Source organism: Alteribacillus persepolensis, from assembly GCF_900099605.1.
GTDB lineage: Bacteria > Bacillota > Bacilli > Bacillales > Marinococcaceae > Alteribacillus > Alteribacillus persepolensis.
In genome coordinates, this window is record NZ_FNDK01000017.1 from 1 (window position 1) to 19421 (window position 19421).

Genomic DNA, 19421 nt, shown 5'->3' on the forward strand with positions numbered 1-19421 from the left:
CTGCGCGGACGAATACGTCATTGACAGCTTCCATTGGTTTGTTGCGGTCTACTGGAGGGTTAATAATCGCATGGTTAAAGAACCAGTTTTTCTCTTGGGCTTCTTTGTACCAATAGCGTGCATTATCAGAATATGGTGCATAGTAATCCGGGTCAGCACCAAGTGTTGCTAAGAACGATGCTTTGTAATCCGGAGATCTGCCCATTTGCCCGTACGTAATCTTTGCCCATTCCGCAATCGCATCTCTTGATTCGAGCAGGTCCTGGGCGGATTCAGCATATTGGAAGAATTTTTGCGTATAGCCGCCATTTCCTGTATCGGTCGGTTTTGTTAAGATATCTTTTGTTTTTTCATCGTGAAGGGCATCATATTGTCTTGCAATCGAGCGGGCGGCGTTTCGAAACGCTGGATGTGTTGTAACATCTTTCACTCGTTCTCCATTAATCCATACCTCTCTATTATCTTTTAAACTTTCTAAGTATTCTTTCCCTGTTAAAGGTCGTTTCGTTTTTTGTTCAATCATACAGCATCCTCCTTAAACTTGCAGCTACTAGTTTTAAAGCGCTTTCAATTGATAATTTTATTATGTAATTTTACACCACTAATTGAAACTGCAAAATGAGGTTAATATTCCGATACATTGTTTCAGTTTTTGTGGTTGTCTTTTCAATATGCTTCTTCCTTTCAAACATACGTAAAAAAGCCACAAAACTGTCACTGCGACTCCGTCTCACATATTTGAAATTCGTTTTCATGCCATTTAAAATAAACATGTGACCAATTAGTCAACTTTGTGACTATAAAGTCAATTTTATAATAAATAGCGACTGGAAAAATATATGCAACAAGCTTTCTTTTCTTATTTCCCTGCAGACAAATAAAGAAGGAGAGATGATACATGAACCCCAGCTTTTTAAAAAATGCTCCGGTCCATGTGAAAGAAGAGTTCGACAAAATGCAGGAGCGGCTTGCTCCATTAGTGAAAAAAAGCATGGTTTACGGATTTATTGCCATGCCGCTTGTTACATTTTCGCTGTGGAACTTGTTCTTTCTCCTTGCCGGCACGTCATTAACCGCCGATACCGCCCTTTTATTCGGTGGATTAGCATTGCTTGGTGCGGTTGGTATGGCACTATTTAAAGAATCAATTCATCAAAGCAAAAACATTCAGAAACAAAGTGTTGAATATGTTCATCACCGTATTAAAAACAGTTATGTGTTATCTCACGAAGCCAAAGAACAGTACTTGAAAAAAGTCGTCAGCGATCCAGCAAAATGTTACCAGACTTTTTATGAATTTCTTGAACATGAAAGACGTCTGCAAGAAATGATGCATCAGTAAACAAAAAACAAAATCGCTGCAGTCATTTACAAGAGAATCATCTTCCCTTATTTTTCTGTTCTTTCCCCACCTTCTCGTCTATATGCAAAAACCCCCAAGAAACAAACAAGTTTCTTGGGGGTTTTACTGAGATGGTGATTAACCAGTTTTATTTCCGTCCTGGTTTTGATCAACCCATGGTAAGAGTTGATGTCATCAATTGTGCAGTCTCTGATGCCAAAACACTTGGAAACTGCATAGGCTGGGGCAAAAGCATAAGAGCTGTAGAACAATACGAGTGTCTCACGAAAATCAGCTCAGATTGTTTGTTTATAACGGTCATTTCTATCATTGCTCCGTCAACACTCTTCGCGTTCCATAAGCACGACCCCAGCTGATTCGGCCTCTTTACCAAGTGAATCGTCAGCTCGTGCCGTTTCCGTTGAAATCTCCGTATGTTGACGACACTTAACCTATACGTTCATCCCTTATTGTTTGGCTTTTGAATCACTTACCTTAGATTTGCCCCAGTCTCAATAGAGCAAATATTTATTTTTCCCATTCAATATCCATAGCTTCTGCCATTTTTTTTGGCAAATCTGTGTTATCTAGTAAACCATGAAACAAGTCAGAGGAAGGACCATAGGCATAAAGCTGTACATCAGTGCCAGTGTGAGCATCCGTTGTCCAGCCTACATAAGCATGTTCACTTACAATAGTATTCATGGCAAATGCCGGATCCTCCGCTGCTTGAATACGTGCTATTTCTTCCTCACTTGGTGAAATACCTGCATATTCTTTTAACACGTCCGCTGCATTACTGCGGTCATTATTTAATGCTTCTGCCATTGTATCTCCAGTAGCAGTTACATTACGGAGAATTTCCGGATTGGCTTTGTATTCATCATTTCCTCCTACACTCATGCCGCCTGTTTCATGATCCCCTGCAATTACAACAAGAGTTTCTCCGTCTTCTTCTGCGAATTCAACTGCTTCTTTTACAGCCTTTTCGAATGCTTCTGTTTCACTCATTGCCCATGCAGCATCATGCGCATGCCCTGCCCAGTCAATCTGACTGCCTTCTACCATAAGGAAAAATCCATCGTCATCTTGCTCCAAGTTATCAATAGCTCCTTCTGTCATATCAGCAAGACTAGGCTGCTCCTTCGGCCGTTCCATATCCGGTGCCATTGCGTCTTCTGCAAACAAACCGAGCAGCTTTTCCGACTCTGCTTTTTCAAGCTCTTCTTTTGTTTTTATGTATTCAAATCCATCCTGTTCAGCTTTTTCTATGAGATTATCATTTTTCTGATTTCCCCCTTGATTTTCCGGCAAAAAGTTATCACGTCCGCCGCCAAGAAGTACGTCAACATTATTTAACAGCTGCGGTGCTATCGCTGTTTCATTGTCACGCGCTTCTACACTTGCGCCAAATACAGCTGGTGTGGCGTGCGTGATAGTAGAAGTGGCCACCAGTCCTGTCGCCTTGCCTTCATCACCTGCTTTTTGAAGAATGCTCTCGAGTGGTTCACCGCCAGGGGTCATGCTGATCATGTCATTGTTCGTTTTTTCACCTGTAGCCATAGCGGTGCCCGCTGCTGCGGAATCAGTGACATAATTATTTGCTGAATCTGTCTTAATCATGCCTGTCAGCATGTCATCCCAGACTGGTTCTTCCCCTTCCTTATAAATTCGATAGTTTGTAGCATAGCTTGCTGAGAACCCGTCTGGAATCATAAAGATAATATTTTCTACTTCTTCTGTATTCGGGCCTGGCCCTTTGCCATTTGCATGATCAGGAGGACCGGGCTCGCCTTTTTTACTATCCACTGCTGCAGCCGAAAATATGAAAGCTGTACTAAGCCCGATAACTGCTGCACTCTTAAGATATGTTTTCATTCTATCCAACTCCCTTCATTTAGTTCACCTCCACAAGATACATGAAAATTATTAACTAAATTTTAACTAGATATGAAGATTTGATTAATTTAGGCTCTGTTCTATTCTGCCAATGCCATATCATTTCACAATAGGCAGACCTTTCTATGAATACAGCTTCAAATTCTTTCATCATTTATATCACTTTACGTATCTTCACACGCCTTAATCATTCTCTTATACAGATAACAAGAACGAAACATCTCTATTTTTCGTTTGTTTTCTCCTTGAAGACGAAGTTGACAATATCTACTTTTCTGTTAATATGAACATGTTCATAAAAAGAACAAATTCATAAAAGGGGAATTTTGCATGGGCATCACAGATGAAACATTAAAAAGGCGCCTGGATGGCTTCCGCAAACGTATGAGAGACAAGGAAATCGATATGGCTCTTCTTGTTGAGCCAGATAACCAATATTATGTAAGCGGCTTTCGGGCCATATCCTATTCACGGCCAATCATCTGTCTCGTTTATTTGAATAGCTTACAATTCATCCTTCCGGAATTAGAAAAAGATCATGCCAGCCAGTCTGCCCGGACTGATGAATTGTATGTCTATCATGAAATTGCTTGTCACCGAGGAAAAGATACTCAATTTCATCGGCCGCTTGAACACCTGCTGGACCGTCAACCAGCCTCGTCGACTATCGGTGTCGAAGTAGATACCCTCCCTGCAGCACTGTACTGTATGCTGCATGAACGAAATTTCATTGTGAAAGATATGGGGCCCGATTTGATGGAAATGCGCATGAAAAAAGACCAAGAAGAAATTCACTGGATTAAACAAGCCGGTGTGCTGTCTGACCTTGCGCTGGAATCTTCTTTGCATCATGTGCAGCCAGGCATCAGTGAACTTGAGCTGGATTCGTTTGGAGACAAAAAACTGTTAGAAGCAGCATCGCAGCAGTTTCCAGATCAGCTCATTGGCTTTGCAGACTGGACATGCTCAGGCATCACGCGAAGCTTTATGCCGCATCTTGCCTCGAGCACAAGGAAACTGGAGAAAAACGACGTTGTCGTGCACAGCCGCCAAGTATGGGTCAATCATTACCGCGCGGAAAATGAACGAACCTTTCTCATCGGCCGTCCATCAAATGAACAGAAATATTGCCTGGAATTGGCTATTGAAGCACAAGCTCAAGCCATGCAGGTGGTAAAGCCTGGTGTCTGTGCAAAAGACATTGATTTGGCCGCTTATCATGTATTTGAAAAACATGGGTATGGTGAGCACGTTCAACACCGAACAGGACATGGTTTGGGATTAACTGAACACGAAGAGCCCTACTTACGTTTTGATAATGAATTGCAGCTGGAAGAAGGAATGGTATATACCATTGAACCAGGAATTTACGTGCCTGGAGTTGGTGGATTTCGTCATTCCGATACCGTGATTGTGACAAATAACGGTTTCGAAAGCGTGACACAGTATCCACGCTCGTTAGAAGACATGATATTATAATTCTTTTTACATCTTTGGGGGTAATAACAAGTTATGAATGCAAAATTAGACAAATCTATTTTTTGGCCGTCATTGATTTTTATTGTACTAGCAACCGTGTTATTAGTGATTTTCCGCGATACGGCCGGCCCTGTCATTGAAGGGGCCATGACCGCTATTACATTTCGGCTGGACTGGGCTTTTGAATTTTTGACAATTGGTTTATTTATTATTTTAATCTGGCTCATGATTGGACGATATGGACGTGTCAAACTGGGAGACCCAGAAGATACGCCGGATTTCTCTAAGTTCAGCTGGGGCGGCATGCTCTTTTGTGCTAGTATGGGCACAAGTATTATGTTCTGGTCGATTGTGGAACCGTTGTACTATTATACAGGACCTCCTTTTGGCATCGAAGGCAGTTCCACAGAGTCTGCTGAATTTGCCATTAGTTACGGGCTCTTTCATTGGGGCATTTCTGCCTGGGCATTGTATGCACTGCCGGCTGTTGTTATGGCATACAGTTTTTATGTTCGAAAAGATTCATCATTAAAAATTAGTACTGCCTGCAGCGGAGCGCTCGGCAAATATGCAGACGGTTTACTTGGCAAAATCATTGATATTTTAGTCATTTGGAGCTTAATTGGAGGATTAGGGACGTCGCTGGGCCTTGGAGTTCCAATGGTTTCTGCTGTACTAAGCAATCTTTTAGGTGTGGAGCCAACTCTTTTGTTAGACATTGTGATTATTATTATATGGACGTTTATTTTTAGCTCTAGTGCTTATTTTGGCTTGTACAAAGGAATACGGAAATTAAGTGACTGGAACGTTTACATGGCACTTGGCCTTGCGTTATTTGTTATCATTGTCGGTCCTACGCTGTTTCTGCTTTCCTATTTCACAGACAGCTTAGGCTTAATGCTTGATAATTTTATGCGGATGAGTTTATACACCGATCCTATTTCAGAAGGTGGATTCCCGCAAGCTTGGACTGTGTTCTACTGGGCTTGGTTTGCAGCCACAGCTCCTTTTATCGGGATTTTTGTAGCACGTATTTCCAAAGGACGAAGCATCCGAGAACTTGTCTTTCACGTACTGATGTGGGGAACTCTTGGAAGCTGGTTATATTTTGGTGTGTTCGGCGGATATGCCATGAACTTAGAACTAACCAATCAAGTAGACTTGACTGGCATTTTAACGGGTGAAAGTGAACAAGCAGTCATCGTAGCTGTGCTTGATTCCCTGCCTTTATCTGTCATCGTGTCCAGCTTCTTTGTCATCTTAGGATTTGTGTTTTTGGCCACGTCACTGGACTCTGCAAGTTATGTTATTGCTAGCATTGCCTCTGCGGAGATGAAAAAGGATGCAGAGCCAGCTCGCTGGCACCGCCTGCTTTGGGGTATCCTCTTATCAGCACTGGCAATTAGTCTTACCATCGTCGGCGGTCTTGGTGTTGTGCAAACATCTTCTGTCCTTGTCTCCGTACCGATTTTAATTATGTACGTGCTGTTAGCCATCTCTCTTTTAAGATGGCTGAAACAAGATGAACCATACCATCATTATGTGAAGAAATAAGCGTAAAAAGGAAGTGTTGTCATGAAAGCTGGCAGAAAAGAAATACAACGGAAGCGAATGTGGGGATATTTTCTTAACGCCGCGACGGAAGTAATTGAAAACGAAGGCATGGAAAGAGTGACCATTCGTAAAATTGCTGACAAAGCTGGATTCACCAGCTCGACTGCCTACAATTACTTCAAGGATTTATCTCATTTGAAGTTTTTTGCAAGCATGCGTTTTACTAAACCGTATATTGAAGAATTGCCTGTTTACTTGGAAAAAGGGACAAACACGTTAGAAAAATGGTTGTATTCCTGGGAGTGTTTTTGCAAGCACTCCTTTCGCCAGCCCCAGGTTTACTCGGTCCTTTTCATTGATAGTCTCGGTGGGTCACCGGAGGAATTTTTAGAGCATTACTATAAAATATATCCGGAAGAATTAATCGGGCTGCCAGAACAGATAAAATCGTTTGTGATGGAACACTCCTTTGCTAAAAGAAGTGCGTTGTATATTGAAAATGCCGTACAGGAAGGCCTTTTAGCAGAAAAAGATGTGGAATATATTGCTGACATCACCTTATTTATATGGAAAGGCATGATGAGTTCTTTTATGAACCGGCGCAGAGACTATACGACTGATGAAGCGATTGAAAAAACATTAGCGTACGTGTATGAGAGTGTGATTAAAGTGGTGCCGTCATCTCAACAACATCACATTGTTTTCCAGCCGACAATCAAAACATGATAACGAAAGGATGAGCTGATTGGTATTTAATATTAAAGACTCTAAACAACGAAGAACTATTACCGAATTCCCGCGGAAAGTAAATGAAATAAAAGACATATGGATTCCAATGTCTGATGGTGCGAGACTTGCAGCCGACATTTGGCTGCCTGAAGACGCGGATGAGCATCCGGTACCTGCGATTTTAGAATATATCCCTTACCGGAAAAGCGACTTCACTGCGATTCGCGACTCCATCCGCCACCCTTATTTTGCCGGCCATGGTTATGCTTCTATTCGTGTAGATATACGCGGCTCCGGTAATTCCGATGGCTATTTGAAAGATGAGTATTTAAAGCAAGAGCATGACGATGCTCTAGAGGTTTTAAATTGGATCCAAAAGCAGCCATGGTTTACCGGTGGTGTTGGCATGATTGGAAAATCATGGGGTGGTTTTAATTCGTTACAAGTAGCAGCTAGAAACCATCCAGCTCTAAAAACAATTATCACCCTTTGTTCGACCGATGACCGCTTTGCCGATGATGTTCATTACCGCGGCGGTAATATTCTCGCCTCTGATATGGTCTGGTGGTCCTCTACGATGTTTGCCTACAACGCCAGGCCTCAAGATCCAGATATCGTTGGGGAAAGCTGGAAAGAGAACTGGCTGGAGCGTCTTGAAAACGCACCTCCTTTTGTGGAAGAGTGGATGCGCCACCAACGCAGAGACAGTTACTGGAAACACGGCTCTGTCAACGAAGATTATTCTGCTGTTACGATCCCGGTGTTTGCAGTCAGCGGCTGGCAGGATGGCTATACTAACGCTGTATTCCGTATGCTTGAACATTTGCCAAATGAAAGCAAAGGCCTTGTTGGTCCTTGGGCACATGAATACCCAGAAGTGGCTACACCTGATCCTGCTATCGGGTTTTTACAAGAATGTCTGCGCTGGTGGGACCATTGGTTAAAAGGGAAAGACACTGGAATCATGGACGAGCCCAAGCTGATTTCATGGATTCAGGAAAGTGAACGGCCGCAAACCACGTATGAAGAACGCCCTGGCAAGTGGGTAGCCGATGATACATGGCCGTCTGAAAATGTTACTGGCACACCGCTGTATGTCACTTCTGATGCATTAACACAAAAGGCTCCTGATGAACATGATATTACCATCACTGGCATGCAGGAACACGGCTTTTATGCTGGAGTGTTCTGTCCATTTGGCCAGCCAGGTGATTTGCCGTCAGATCAGCGTTATGAAAATGAAAAATCAGTTGTGTTTACGTCACAGCCATTTGAAGAAGACACGGAACTGCTCGGACAACCTATTTTTCATGCCTCATTTTCTTCGAATCAAGAAAATGCGTTGATTGCTGTACGGCTAAACGATAAAGCGCCGACTGGTGAATCCACTTTAATCAGCTGGGGAATGCTGAACTTGAACCATTTGGAATCCCACGAGTTTCCACAACCACTTGAACCAGGCAAAAAATATCAAACAGCCATAAAACTTGACGCACTCGGTCAAAAGATTCCAAAAGGACACCAGCTGGAAGTTGCTGTGTCACCAACCTACTTCCCGCAAGCCTGGCCTTCACCAAAGCCAGTGACACTCACGCTTTACAGCGGTACGGATACCTATATGGAACTTCCTGTCCGAACGCCGCAAACAGATGATCAATCCTGGGGAAACTTTGATATCCCTGAAACCGCTCAAATAATTGAAAAAGAAATTCTTCGAAAAGAAAACCGAACACGTCGTGTCATCCATGACACTATCCATGATACATGGAAACTCGAAGACTTTTCCGATGAAGGCGAGCGTCGTTTAGTGCACAATGGCATTCGCCACGGCAGCCAGAATAAAAACACCTTCAGCATTACAAAAAACAATCCGCTTTCTGCTCAAACGGAATCCGAATGGACATTGACACTTGGACGCAGTGACTGGGAGATTGAACTTAGAACATACAGCAAAATGACAAGTGACGAACACAATTTTTATTTAACAAACCAAATAACTGCTTATGAAAACGGACAAGAAATATTTCAAAAAACATGGGAAACCGATATTCCACGAGACTTTCAATAAAAAACACAAGTCCGCTTCTTTACTTTCTAATCTTATAAAAAGATACACCCCAAAGCTGCTGTCTATATGCTTTGGGGTGTTTTTACTACCGGAGTATGAATGTTCTTTTTTAAAATAGTAATCTGTCACCAATGTTTATATGACAGTGTTTGTTAATTATGATGGTCATGCTCGTGTTCATCATACTGATGATCATGATTGTTTTCATGATTCCCTTCATAGCTTAGTGCTTGCTGAAGATTTTTTATATTTTCTTCCATTATTTGCAGATAATCTTTCCCTGCCTCTCGCTCTTCTTCACTGACAGATTCTAGGTTGTGCAAGTGTAATGCTTGTGTACCAGATTCATCTTGAACAACTTCGGTAACTTTAGACGAAATGTTTCTTTCAAACATGACATATTCAACCTCTTGTTCTTCAATCATATCAATAATTGCTTGTAATTCTTTTTGCGATGGCTCATCAGATGGTGACAGACCAGTTATCCCAATCTGTTCTAAGCCGTACCGGTCTTCCCAATATCCATAGGCTGCGTGAGATACGACAAATTGGTTGCTTTCTGATGACGCAGCTATGTCAGAAAACCGCTCATCTACCTCTTGTAACTCTCGTTGCAGCATTTTAGCATTCTCGTGAAAAACGTCTTCTTTTTCAGGTCTCATCTCTATTAATGCTTCTTTAATATAATCGACTGCTTCCATCGCTAATATCGGATCTAACCAAACGTGCGGATCTGCTTCACCATGCTCGTGCGCATGGTCATTGTGTCCATGACTGTGAGCATGATCATCATTCAACTGCCGCAGCTCCATGCCTTTGGTTACTTCAACAGATGTTACACCTTCTTCTTGGACAGCAGCATTGATTTGTTCTGCAAAACCTTCCATTCCTCCGCCATTAAAAATAAACGCATCCGCCTCAGCAATATCAATCATCGTTTGTGCGGTTGGTTCAAATGTGTGCGGGTCTCCTCCTGCTGGTACAATATTTTGCACTTGAACCTCATCGCCTCCGATTTTCTTTGTGAAGTCTTCCCAGACAAATAATGTTGTATAAATGTGCAGCGGTGCATCCTCCCCATTATTTACTTCTTCGCCCCCTGCTTCTTCAACAGATTCTTCAGCTGCACAGCCAATTGCTGTCACCGCACATAAAAGCACCACGGCCATCAGCCAGCATTTTTTTATCACTGTATGTACCTCCTTTAAATCGTAATTTTTACGATTTAAAGGGATTATACCGTAATGATTACGATTTGTAAATAATAACTATTCTGTTTTGTTTAATGTATACTATGTGTTGAGCTGTTTCTATAGAACGTCTTAACGCTGCCAAAAGATACAGAAAAACAACGTACTAACGTCTAACGTGAAGGAATGTCCGCTGCACTGGCAAACGCGTTTTAGCAGTCACTGAAGTCTTGGCAAATGCTGTCCCAAGCGGCATCGTGTATTACTGAATGTTCAGACGCTGGGGCTGATTGAAAAGTTTGAATGTTTATCCTTTCTTGTCTTGCTCTATAAAGGAAATGCGACTTGCCGCAGCAAAATGGCGTTTCACAACATTATATGTTCCGACAGTAAAAAATCCCGCCGCAGCGGGACAAAAACAAGAGGCAGCTTCATGTCACTGCATAACATTAATGTCGTTGAAAATGCGGGGGACGTTTTTCAAGAAAGGCTGCCGCTCCTTCTTTGCAGTCTTTTGTTGCCATCGCTTTTCCAAACAAATGGGCTTCTATTTCTAAACCATCTTGCAAATGTGTCTCCAACGCTTTATGCAGTGCCATTTTTGCTTTGCTGATAGCTTGCGGGCTGTTTTTCATCATGTGAGCCGCCATATCTTTAGCAGCTTCTAATGCGTTTTTTTCAGGCACGGCTTTTTCAACGAGACCAATTTGGTGCGCTTCTTGAGCAGAGAGCGGTTTCCCCGTAAAAATAATCTCTTTTGCTTTTCCTAATCCAATTAAGCGAGTGAGCCGCTGCGTGCCGCCATAGCCAGGAATAAGACCGAGTCCTACTTCCGGAAGTCCCAGTTTTGCATTTTCCGCAGCAATACGAATATCACAAGCCAGCGCTAACTCAAAGCCGCCACCTAAAGCAGCCCCATTTACCGCACAAATGACAGGAACGGGCAGCTGTTCCATTTTTTCAAAAACTAACTGCCCATCTAAAGACAACTGCCTGCCGTCTTGTTCATCCAATGACAAAAACTGTTTAATATCAGCACCTGCTACAAACGCTTTTTCACCTGCACCAGTTATAATCACTGCTTGTATATGTTCATTTTTTGCAAGCAGATCGATTGCTCTATGAAACTCATTCATCACTTCTTGAGTCAGTGAATTAACCGGCGGATTGTTTATTGTAACGATTGCAAGTCCTTCTTCGATAGTAACTTGTACTTTATTACTTGCTGCCGCATGATGATTACCTGCCATATCCATTCCCCCATTACTTAAAATGTCATCCTTTCATACCAGATACATTAATTAAGTGCACATTTTCAGTTTAATATTTTTCTGAATTTTTACACTATAAAAATTATATCCTTGCCCAGAACAACTGTCAATTGCCCATTTCCTGCTTATTGCCCTCTCTTTCCGTCTGTGGAGCAGCTAGCTTTCCCATGTTATCAGCTAGACAATGACTGCATTTTATATTATATTATTAATAGTTAGGTACCCTAACTAACTTTTTGTACAAGGAGCAGCTACATGAAACCACACCAGCAATTTTTTTATCAATACCGAAAAATGTACCGGCCTTTTATTAAAAAATTAAACATCTACTTATCCAGACATAACTTATACAGTTCACAATGGGCGATTTTGCACCTTCTTTTAAATGAAGGGCCTCATACGATTGGTGACATCGCTGAGTATCAAAATGTAGAAAAACCAACTGTCACTCGGATGATTCAACGTTTAAAAGAACTCGACTACATTGAAACCACGCCCGGCAAGGATAAACGCGAAAAAAAGATACAACTGACAAAAGCAGGAGAGAGTGTTTGTGAAGATGTGCTGCTGACGATTGAAGAATTCCAAAAAGAAGCACTTCAAGGCATCAGTGAAGATGAGCAGCTGATAGCCAGCCGTATTTTAATGAAAGTGCGGGAGAACTTATTACAATGAGGAGAGTAGAGTATGGAAAAGGAGCAACTATGGACAAAAGACTTTATCATTACATCTGTCGTTAATTTTTTCATGATGTTTGCGGTGTTTCTCTTATTGGTGACGATGGCCCCTTATGCAACCGAAACATTTCAAGCATCTTCGAGTATTGCTGGGCTTAGCGCCAGCATTTTTATTATTGGGGTATTATGCGGCCGGTTATTTGCTGGGCGGGCTATTACAAAAACCGGCAATAAAAAAATATTAATGTTCGGTCTTGTTCTTTATATTGTCACAACCCTTCTCTACTTTGCGGCGATCAGCCTGCCTGCTTTAATTGCTGTTCGAGTCATTCACGGCATTGGTGTCGGTTTAGCAACCACTGCTGCTTCCACGATGGTAGCACAAATGGTTCCTGCAAGCCGCAAAGGGGAAGGCATAAGCTTTTTTACACTGAGCATGGTGCTTCCAACAGCAGTTGGTCCATTAGTGGCTATCCTTTTAACACAGTATGTCCACTACAATGCCGTTTTTCTCTTGTCATTGCTGTTAGGTGTTATCAGCCTTGTCATCTCTATCCAAACGCGAGATGTACAGCCGGCTGTTAATACGAAAGACACCGCGCAGCAGCCATTTTCTTTATCGAACTACTTTGAAAAAGGGTCGCTGCCTATTGCTCTTGTGGCGATGGTCGTTGGATTAGCTTACTCAAGTGTATTGTCGTTATTAACGGTGTACGCAGAAGCCATTAACCTTGTAACAGCTGCTACCTTCTTCTACCTTGTGTACTCGATTACTGTTCTAAGTACACGTCCCTTTTCAGGACGTCTTACGGATAAAAAGGGTGCGAACATCATTATCTATCCCTCTCTCGTGTTTTTTGCTGGAGGCATGCTTTTATTAAGCCAAGCACAGTACAGTTGGATGATGCTTCTGGCAGCCTTTTGTATCGGATTAGGGTATGGTAATTTCCAACCCATCACGCAGACCATTGCTATTAAAAGAACGTCGTCTGAGCGTATGAGTCTGGCCATTTCTACGTATTACGTGTTTCTGGACTTCGGCTTAGGTATCGGTCCATTTCTGCTAGGACTGCTTGTTCCGTTTACAGGCTACCGCGGTTTATATCTGACAACCGTCATTATTATATTGTTTGGCGCCATCTGTTACTTTTGGATTCATGGCAGAAAAGATAAAACATTTCATCAACGCTATGCAGCTGAAACCGCATCATAGACATGCAAAAAAACGATCCGTTTTGTTGATCAACAAAACGGATCGTTTTTCATTTATTTTTTGCTGCATCAATCATTAGGATAATCCCGGTCACTACATGCATCGCCCAGCCGACAAATGGAATCCAGGCCAAACAAGATGTGACAATGCCCAGGATTGAACCGTGCCGGTTAGCTACCGAACGGCTTGCAAGTATCAGTGTAATAATGTGCAAAATCAGCATCACAAACAGCGGAGACCATGACAGCCCTATTATAATAGAGCCGCCAAGAATCGGGATGCCTAGAAACAACTCAAGCGAACCGGTAATCCATTTCATCATCGTTGTTGGTGTCATGACTGGTTTTCCTCCTACAGCTAACAAATACGTTTCGCTAAATCTCGGTATACTTCCATTACATTCGTGTCTTTTAAGAAGGTTAAAGAATGCGTCTCTTTTTTCGTTGTTATTTCAATGTTATTGGAAACAGAAAAGAAACCCGTTTTTTCAATCGCAATTTCTTCAATCTTACCGTATGGTATGCTGACAACAACTGATTTGGACTTAGAAAGCACAGACTTGTCGACAAACAAAATCCGGTGAGAAGTGAACGCAACAAAGTCAACAAGCAATCCGTATGTTGACTGCAGCTTCTCTCCTTCAAAGAGAAATTGTTCCGCTTCTTCCGCGTGCTTTTTCCTATTGCCTGCTCTTTTAAAGAACCCCATGCCCTCTCTCCTTTCATGCATTTGTGAGCCCTTCTGTTTATGTATTGGCTTCCTTTCACTTTAACATGGATTTCTTTAGAACGAAAACGCGGCTGCCCACAGCAAACGAGCTGAAAGAGTCATCCAACCGGCAAAGGGTATAGAACGATAAAAAAGGGCCGTCTAAAAGGTTATGATGAACAACCTTTTGAAGACAGCCCCTTCTTTATCAATGTTATTGCTGCAATCCTTGTTTTACCCAAGAAGCAATCGTTGCTGTACGTTTTGCCTGATGTTTTACAGCTTTATCAATATTATTTTCTACCATGTTACCATCTTGGTCTACTGTAACACTGGTACCATATGGGTTACCGCCTGATGTGAAGGCTACTTCGTCTGTATAACCTGGTGCTGCAACAATAGCACCCCAGTGCATCATCGTGGTATACAAGTTTTTCACTGTTGCTTCTTGTCCTCCATGTGGATTATTGGCAGAAGCCATACCGCTTACCACTTTATTAGCCAACTTGCCTTCAAACCAAAGGCCGCCTGTTGTATCCAAGAACTGTTTCATTTGGGCCGGCAAGTTACCAAAACGAGTCGGCATGCTGAAGATAATCGCATCTGCCCATTCCAAGTCATCCAAGGATACTTCCGGCACATTTTTTGTTGCTTCCAAATGTTCTTTCCAAGCTGGGTTGGAGTCAATTGCTGCTTGCGGGGCGATTTCTGGCACCTTCAACAGTTTTGTTTCTGCTCCCGCTTCTGTCGCTCCTTCTTCAGCCCATTGAGCCATTTGGTAATTCGTTCCTGTTGAGCTGTAATAAATAACGGCTAGTTTTACATTTTCCATTTTTTTCGTCTCCTTTTTATCTCCAAATAATTTATCCAATAATCCCATTGGACTCCCACCTATTGTATGTTTTATTGTCTGCTGCTACGTATTGTAGTATGCATAATGCTTCATTTACTCATACACAGCTGATTAAAATGAGAATTCCTCCTTTTGCTGTTAAATTACTTTTCGTAAGTTAGTTTAACTTATTTATTTAATTATGACAAACAATAGACTTCACTTTTGTCATTCTTTTTTTCTTTTCCACAAATACGAGAAAATAAAACACTTCATTTTACCTGTAAAAAACAAACGCTTTGCTCACAAGCGGCAAGTTCTGCAGAGTACAGATATAAGGCATGCAGGTGACAATTTTAAACATGCGCAGAGCTGCCTGTGCCTCAGAGACAAAAGGAAAAACAGAGAACCGTTCAGAGAAAGTCGCTACAATCTGCGGCAACCTGAACGAATCCCACGTCGTGCGTGCCTAAGCGGGCAGATGCTTGTGCTAGACAGTGAAACCGCCAAATATGCATCCTTACTTCCTGCTTTGCATAAAAAACCTTCGTCATCGACGAAGGTGGTGAAAGTTCTTTCTGCATTTATCAGCTGCTCTGTTGATATGCTTTTAATTTTTTTAAATAGGAAATCGTAGGAGAAGCCACTGGAATCGATCCCCTTCTTTCCAAAGAGATAGCTTCCTCTGGTGTCAGCCAGCAGGCGTCTGCCACTTCTTGTTCGAGCGGATCAGGCTTTTCTTTTACAGGGAGTTTCGCTATAAAATAACGCGTATCAAAACGATAAGGACGATAAGGTGGTGTAATACGCTGCCCCACATACATAAGCTGGCGGCAGTCTAAATATAAATTCTCCTGCTGCAATAGCTGCAAAAACGTGATGTGCTTTTCTAGCAGCTGGCGGCGGTATGTTGTTTTCTTTTCAGCTGACAACGGCAGCACGCCATTATTTTGATGACGACATAATAATACACCTGTTTCTTCAAACAGCTCTCTTGCTGCTGCTATATAAAAGGTTCGATCAATGGTATGATTAGAAAACATCATATAGGTGTCTTCCATAAAGGAATCCCCCTTTTCCACCGACCCACCCGGAAACACATAAAACCCTGCTAACACTTTCATGGTGGCAGGCCTTTTCGTCAAATATACTTCCCCTTTATCATTTAACAACATCACCGTTGAAGCTGGCTTTGGTATAACAGGCACTGTCGTCCTCCTTTTCTAACTAGTACATATGTTTTAATTTTAGTCTACTTCACTTTCGTGCTTATTGGCCCCATATCCTGCTACACTTTTATTACAATTTTTTGGACATTTATTGATGATTTTACCACAGGGACTTAAAACCGCTGAACTGCCTTGCTAGAAAAAATCCCGGGTGCTCGTCCCGGGATGGCGCTTTCTTTAACGATATTCACTTTGCCCTTAAATAATACGAAGAAAAGCAGCTTGCTGCCCATCTGCTCTATAATGCTTGCATCCGTCCCGCTGCTTCTCATTACAAACAGCAGATATGTAAATAACACAGCTTCGACTTCTTATGTGCTTTAGTGCTGTTCTTGTTTCACCACTCGTTTTGCTTTAATAAATGCAATCAGATCAACCAATTCTTCTTGGTTTAATTCCTTTTCATCTACCCGCAGCTGATAATATTCCAGAGTGTGTGAATTGTCTAAATCGATTGATTTGTCGGTTTCTTCTTTACGGACTAAATAGTCTATACTCACTTGAAAATAATCCGCCAATTTCATAAGATGACTAATACTTGGTTCTTTTTTGCCTAATTCATAGCTCCATATAATACTTTTCGTAAAATTCACATCTTTCGCTAATTCTTCCGACGTTAATCCGTGCTGTTCCCGTAATTCTTTCAAACTAGTACTAATAGCAGTCAAAAGAATCACTCCTTTACTGAATAAATATATTCTATACTATCACATATTGTCGAACTTTTTGTAGAATTGTGTCTTATTTTCTATATGTCGTATTCCCGCAAAACAGAAATTTGTAACAACATTTTTTCTTTCAACCACCCAGCCGCTTCGATTATCCCCCTATTTTCCGATGGAAACATTAGTGCGCTGTACGTAACAGCGGAATGTGAAGGGCCTTGCTGTTTTATTATTGCAACTTACTTATCAATGTGCACCGTATCGAATTTCCTGCATTACTATACCAGTTAGACGAACGATTATCGGCACGCCTTTTGATATAACACCATCAGACAAACAAGCGCCACTACATTCCATTGCGAACAACCTTTCACTTTCATTGATATAAAAAAACGCAGACGCCTTGCAGAAAAACAAGGCGTCTGGCTGTTGTTTATATTAAAAATGGATTTAACTGATAAGCTGAGTTAGCTTTATTTTTAATGAACATCCGCTGAAATACATATAAACTTCTGCAAGAAAAGCAGCAGGTGAATGTTTATCGGAGGTGATGTTCCTCCAATAGGCTGAAACGTTTCCCCAGGCAGACGACATGTATTTCAGCTCTGAAAATTTTTTAAACAGCCTAGAGTTAACTACGCCTCTATAATTCGTTTTTGTATTTCTTTTATCACACATTCCGTACGGTTCTGGATAAACGTTTCAAAATCGTTTTCAAAAATGCCGTCATGGTGAAGGTCAATTAAATGGGAGGTCATCGTTTTTTCTAATTGACTATTTTCTCTTTTGAATTTCGTCATATAATCAGCGGGAGCTTGACGGCCAATCCGGGATTTATTTAAAAAGTCATCGACTAATGTAATGTTAAACACATTATCATAGCGCGATTCATCGACTTTGCCTTTCATAAAGCTTTTCGGGAAAAAATGATGATAGTTTTTGCTTGTCGCGATTTTTAACCAGTCATTATCTAATGTTACAAGTGAATTGTCATCAAACGCACGCGGCTGAAACGAACTATACAGGCAAAGAATAGCTTTGACAAACCCTCGGTTAGCATTAAAGCGGCCCTTTGCAATCATCTCCTCCACGGTTAACTCACCAAGCGGCTCATATTCTTTATAATTTGGCTGCTTGTCCTCATAAATTTCTCTGATGCGCTTTACATCTTGACTGATTTTTGCAGCCGATGCACTCGAGTACCTGCCAGTCAGTGATACTCTCCAAAAGAAATCCTCTAAATACTTGCTTTGTGTTTCTGTTGGCTTTGGCTCATGGTGAAGATAAAAGAAATACGCATATGCAATTAATATGGCAGAAGTCGGAAGGAGATTAGATACTCGAACGTTATTTTTACGCTTCAAATAATCAATAGCAAGCTCCAGTGCATCAACAGCTTCATACCAAGCATCAATAAAAGCATCTCGTTCCAGTGATAAAATCGTGCGTCCTAAGCTGTTTTCTTTCAAAATAACAGCCGTTAACTGAAGAATAGTCCGCAGCTTTACCGTTCCATACCCGACCGCATCCAAACGTGCAGATACTTTATCAAATTGCTCAAATAAATCAAAATTCCGCTCGGCATTATATGTTCTAGCACGCATAATTTCTTCAATGCTAAGCGATTTTCCCGAGTTATTGATACGCGTAAATACATCCGTAGCTGTGTAGAGAGGGACATGGGAAATAATAATGATAGAAAATGGATACTGCATGATTTTTTCTTTGTACGTATTTAACTTTTGAAACACATCATCCGGGCAAGAACGCAGAAACTGCGCATTCGCATTGCTGTCCATTAACCCTCTTATAGAAATATATTCATACTCACCTAAACCTTCTACATCCGTGACAACAATATCTTCGGTTTCTGCATCGGCGGTAAAATCAATATAAAGCTGGGAAAAATCTTGAATCTGACTGCCTTTTTTCACCTTTTCTCCTTTTAAACTCGCATAAAAACTCGTGATACGCTGCTGTCCATCTAATACATAGTTCGTCTTCCCCTTGTTATCAGCCGGTAAATCGATGCCGCCAATATTGCGGATGGACCCTAAATAATCCTCTGTTTCCCAAAATACAAATCCGCCAATGGGGTATCCTTTGATAATCGAATCTAGCAAACTTGCTGCTTCATTCACTGTCCATACATACTCGCGCTGAAACAAAGGCAATTTAATATAGCCGCTGTCAATATCATTTATAATCTGCTGATACGAGTAACTCTCATTTCGCAAGCTGGATGTTACCGTTTGCATGTTATCCCCCTATTCTGTTTACAGCTTACACATTCAAACCTAAAATGGTGCTTTATTCTTTTATTAAGACAGAAAGTTTGATTATATATTAGGATAACACCTCAGCTGCAGTGTTAAAATACAAGAAGCACTAGAGTGAAAAACTACCAGTATGTAAATCGTTCATCGTAAACACAAAAAAATCGCCGCTTTTCGTATAATGAAGGTACCCAAACACTACATGAACGAAAGCAGGCGATTTTTCATGAACAGCCAAAAGGTCATTTCCAAGAGTATACTGCGAACCAGCTTTATCTTCCCATAGAGT

The 19421-nt window shown here is 41.5% G+C and carries 17 protein-coding genes; 7 read left to right on the forward strand and 10 right to left on the reverse strand.

Features of this window, described 5'->3' with window-relative positions; genetic code table 11:
• The coding region (locus BLT18_RS12515; protein ID WP_281242360.1) for a 4-hydroxyphenylacetate 3-hydroxylase N-terminal domain-containing protein at positions 1-523 on the reverse strand (523 nt) is incomplete at its 3' end.
• Between the two features lie 375 nt (positions 524-898).
• Here BLT18_RS12515 and BLT18_RS12520 point away from each other — a divergent pair.
• A complete protein-coding gene (locus BLT18_RS12520; RefSeq protein WP_091274611.1) occupies positions 899-1342 on the forward strand; it encodes a DUF5392 family protein in 444 nt (147 codons plus the stop codon).
• A gap of 528 nt (positions 1343-1870) precedes the next feature.
• Here the strand turns inward: BLT18_RS12520 and BLT18_RS12530 are convergent.
• Entirely contained in the window at positions 1871-3220 is a 1350-nt protein-coding gene (locus BLT18_RS12530; protein WP_091274615.1) for an alkaline phosphatase, read from the reverse strand.
• A gap of 351 nt (positions 3221-3571) precedes the next feature.
• On the opposite strand from BLT18_RS12530, the gene BLT18_RS12535 reads away from it, so the two are divergent.
• From BLT18_RS12535 to BLT18_RS12550, 4 genes are read left to right on the forward strand one after another with little or no spacing between them, the layout of a single operon-like run.
• Entirely contained in the window at positions 3572-4720 is a 1149-nt protein-coding gene (locus BLT18_RS12535; protein ID WP_091274616.1) for a M24 family metallopeptidase, read from the forward strand.
• 33 nt (positions 4721-4753) lie between these two features.
• Positions 4754-6274, forward strand: a complete 1521-nt coding sequence (locus BLT18_RS12540) for a BCCT family transporter (protein WP_091274619.1) — start codon at positions 4754-4756, stop codon at positions 6272-6274.
• A 21-nt stretch (positions 6275-6295) separates the two neighbouring features.
• The gene (locus tag BLT18_RS12545) at positions 6296-7000 is read left to right on the forward strand and encodes a TetR/AcrR family transcriptional regulator (RefSeq protein ID WP_091274621.1); all 705 of its coding nucleotides are present in this window, start codon (positions 6296-6298) and stop codon (positions 6998-7000) included.
• Positions 7001-7019: 19 nt separating this feature from the next.
• Positions 7020-9071 carry a CocE/NonD family hydrolase gene (locus BLT18_RS12550; RefSeq protein WP_139184735.1) on the forward strand — a complete coding sequence of 684 codons (2052 nt, stop codon included), beginning with the start codon at positions 7020-7022 and terminating at the stop codon, positions 9069-9071.
• A gap of 152 nt (positions 9072-9223) precedes the next feature.
• Here the strand turns inward: BLT18_RS12550 and BLT18_RS12555 are convergent, their stop codons facing one another.
• Positions 9224-10261 (reverse strand): metal ABC transporter solute-binding protein, Zn/Mn family, encoded by a 1038-nt coding sequence (locus BLT18_RS12555; RefSeq protein WP_091274623.1) that lies wholly within the window; start codon positions 10259-10261, stop codon positions 9224-9226.
• Positions 10262-10710: 449 nt separating this feature from the next.
• Positions 10711-11511 (reverse strand): enoyl-CoA hydratase/isomerase family protein, encoded by an 801-nt coding sequence (locus BLT18_RS12560; protein ID WP_091274626.1) that lies wholly within the window; start codon positions 11509-11511, stop codon positions 10711-10713.
• A gap of 276 nt (positions 11512-11787) precedes the next feature.
• On the opposite strand from BLT18_RS12560, the gene BLT18_RS12565 reads away from it, so the two are divergent.
• Both BLT18_RS12565 and BLT18_RS12570 read left to right on the forward strand, forming a co-directional pair.
• Complete coding sequence (locus BLT18_RS12565) at positions 11788-12207, forward strand: MarR family winged helix-turn-helix transcriptional regulator (protein WP_091274627.1); 420 nt, start codon at positions 11788-11790, stop codon at positions 12205-12207.
• Positions 12208-12219: 12 nt separating this feature from the next.
• Positions 12220-13422 carry an MFS transporter gene (locus BLT18_RS12570; RefSeq protein WP_091274630.1) on the forward strand — a complete coding sequence of 401 codons (1203 nt, stop codon included), beginning with the start codon at positions 12220-12222 and terminating at the stop codon, positions 13420-13422.
• Positions 13423-13471: 49 nt separating this feature from the next.
• On the opposite strand, the gene BLT18_RS12575 is transcribed toward BLT18_RS12570, so the two are convergent.
• The 6 genes from BLT18_RS12575 to BLT18_RS12605 form a co-directional block, all read right to left on the reverse strand.
• Positions 13472-13759 (reverse strand): hypothetical protein, encoded by a 288-nt coding sequence (locus tag BLT18_RS12575; RefSeq protein ID WP_091274631.1) that lies wholly within the window; start codon positions 13757-13759, stop codon positions 13472-13474.
• A 20-nt stretch (positions 13760-13779) separates the two neighbouring features.
• Positions 13780-14130: a PH domain-containing protein gene (locus BLT18_RS12580; protein WP_175487500.1), complete on the reverse strand. Its 351-nt coding sequence runs from the start codon at positions 14128-14130 to the stop codon at positions 13780-13782.
• Between the two features lie 214 nt (positions 14131-14344).
• On the reverse strand, positions 14345-15010 hold the full coding sequence (wrbA, locus tag BLT18_RS12585) for an NAD(P)H:quinone oxidoreductase (protein WP_091274636.1): 666 nt from the start codon (positions 15008-15010) through the stop codon (positions 14345-14347).
• Positions 15011-15549: 539 nt separating this feature from the next.
• On the reverse strand, positions 15550-16170 hold the full coding sequence (locus BLT18_RS12590; RefSeq protein WP_091274638.1) for an NUDIX hydrolase: 621 nt from the start codon (positions 16168-16170) through the stop codon (positions 15550-15552).
• A gap of 341 nt (positions 16171-16511) precedes the next feature.
• Positions 16512-16859, reverse strand: coding sequence for a helix-turn-helix domain-containing protein (locus BLT18_RS12600; protein WP_175487501.1), 348 nt, complete (start codon positions 16857-16859; stop codon positions 16512-16514).
• A gap of 632 nt (positions 16860-17491) precedes the next feature.
• Entirely contained in the window at positions 17492-19114 is a 1623-nt protein-coding gene (locus tag BLT18_RS12605) for a DUF262 domain-containing protein (RefSeq protein WP_091274644.1), read from the reverse strand.
• Positions 19115-19421 lie beyond the last annotated feature (307 nt).